Genomic DNA, 1,875 nt, shown 5'->3' with positions numbered 1-1,875 from the left:
CCTGCGTATTGGACTGACCGGTGGCATAGGCAGCGGTAAAAGCACGATTGCCGGTATTCTGGTTGCCCACGGCGCGGCGTTGGTGGATGCTGATGCCATTTCCCGTGCGGTCACGGCAGCCGGTGGGGCGGCTGTGCCGGAAATTGCAGCGCTGTTCGGCGGAGAACTGATCACCCCCGAAGGAGCCATGCACAGGGAACGGATGCGGCAGCTGGTCTTTGACGACCCATCTGCACGGCGCAGGCTTGAGTCCATCGTGCACCCCTGGGTAAGCCGGGAAACCCTGCATCAATATGAGCAGGCGGTCGCGGGCGGCAGTGCTTGTGTCATTTTTGACGTCCCGTTGCTGGTGGAGTCGGGGCGATGGCGGCAGCAGCTTGACCAGGTTCTGATTGTGGATTGCAGTGAAAAGACCCAGATTGACCGCGTGATGGCCCGAAACGGCTGGCCACGGGAGGTGGTGGAGAAAATCATGGCTGGCCAGGCAAGCCGCGCGCAGCGCCTGTCTGCGGCTGACATATGCCTCTATAACGATGGCTTGTCTCTGGCGAGCCTGGAAGCCCTGGTCCGACAGCTTGCCTGGCGCTTCGGGCTATGATGCGCAAACAAACCTCCTCATTTAAAGCCGACGAAATCTAGCGCTGTGATCCTTTACGAGTATCCTTTTCACGAACGCATACGCACTTATCTGCGACTTGAACACCTGTTTCGCCGTCTCGGTGAATTGGTGGAGCGTGAGAGCCCGACGGATCATCATTACGCGATCACGACCATTTTTGAAATCATGGATGTCGGCGCGCGTGCCGACCTGAAGACCGATGTGCTCAAGGACCTTGAGAAACAAAAACATGTCCTCAACGGCTACCGCGGCAACCCGGCCATTTCCGAAGCCGTTCTGGACGAGGTGACCGGCCAGCTTGAGGGCTGTTTTTCCGCCTTGAACAACCTGCCGGGCAAAGCCGGTCATTCCCTGACGGAGAACGACTGGCTGATGAGCATTCGCAGCCGTGTCGGCATCCCGGGCGGGACCTGTGAGTTTGATTTGCCGGCCTACTATGCGTGGCAGCACCTTGACACCGAAACACGCCAGCAAGACCTGCAGCGCTGGATCACGCCGCTGGTGCCGCTGGCCGAATCCATACGTGTACTGCTAACGCTGTTGCGTGACTCCGGGGCGCCTCAAAAAGTGGTGGCGCCCGGCGGGCAATACCAGCAGACGTTGCCGCAGGGGCGCACCTTTCAGCTGTTGCGCCTGCGGATAGACCCGGCTCTGGGGTTGATTCCCGAAATCAGCGGTAACCGGCTGATTGTGTCGGTGCGCCTCATGCGCCACGGCAGTGACGACCGGCTGCACGCCAGCACCGAAGATTCTGCGTTTGAGCTGACGCTTTGCTCCTGATTTCAGGACTTGCTGCCTCATCGCCATCACACCCGATTGATCCCCAGACCTGTCTACAAACATGCCTGCGATGAAGAAAGATTCTCCGCCTCTCAAACGGGTCATATGTCCTGGCTGCGGCGGTGAAAGCATTTACGCACCCAGCAACCCTTTTCGCCCATTTTGCAGCGAGCGTTGCAAGAACATAGACTTGGGCGCCTGGGCCAGCGAAGGGTTCCGCCTGCCGGCGGATGTGCCACCGGATGATGAACAATTTGGAGACCCCAAGCTGCAATAAAGCTTGAGGCGAAACGCGGTGTCACCTGCGTTTGCGAAAGAATAAAAAGGGAGGAAAAAGTATGAACAGGAATTTTTGCAATGCGCTGGCTGCCGTTTTGGCCATGGCGCTGCTGGGCGGTAATGTGCAGGCTCAATCGGCCCAGGATGGGGTAAAGCCCGCCAAGGCCAAAAAAACCAGGAAGACCGCCGCTCAATCC

General features: G+C 58.6%; 3 protein-coding genes. All 3 read left to right on the top strand.

Annotated features, from left to right (window positions below; all coding sequences use genetic code 11):
- Nucleotide 1: 1 nt before the first annotated feature.
- The 3 genes from coaE to AC1DWI_RS21300 all read left to right on the top strand — a co-directional run bounded on the left by coaE (nt 2) and on the right by AC1DWI_RS21300 (nt 1,676).
- On the top strand, nt 2–598 hold the full coding sequence (gene coaE / locus AC1DWI_RS21310; RefSeq protein ID WP_477725692.1) for a dephospho-CoA kinase: 597 nt from the start codon (nt 2–4) through the stop codon (nt 596–598).
- A 45-nt stretch (nt 599–643) separates the two neighbouring features.
- On the top strand, nt 644–1,399 hold the full coding sequence (zapD, locus tag AC1DWI_RS21305; RefSeq protein WP_457279673.1) for a cell division protein ZapD: 756 nt from the start codon (nt 644–646) through the stop codon (nt 1,397–1,399).
- A gap of 70 nt (nt 1,400–1,469) precedes the next feature.
- Complete coding sequence (locus AC1DWI_RS21300; RefSeq protein WP_477670207.1) at nt 1,470–1,676, top strand: DNA gyrase inhibitor YacG; 207 nt, start codon at nt 1,470–1,472, stop codon at nt 1,674–1,676.
- The last annotated feature ends 199 nt before the right edge of the window (nt 1,677–1,875 follow it).

Source organism: Polaromonas sp. P3_C2, from assembly GCF_056402675.1.
The sequence above is the reverse complement of the archived record's forward strand: the minus strand, read 5'-3'. Positions and strand labels throughout refer to the sequence as shown.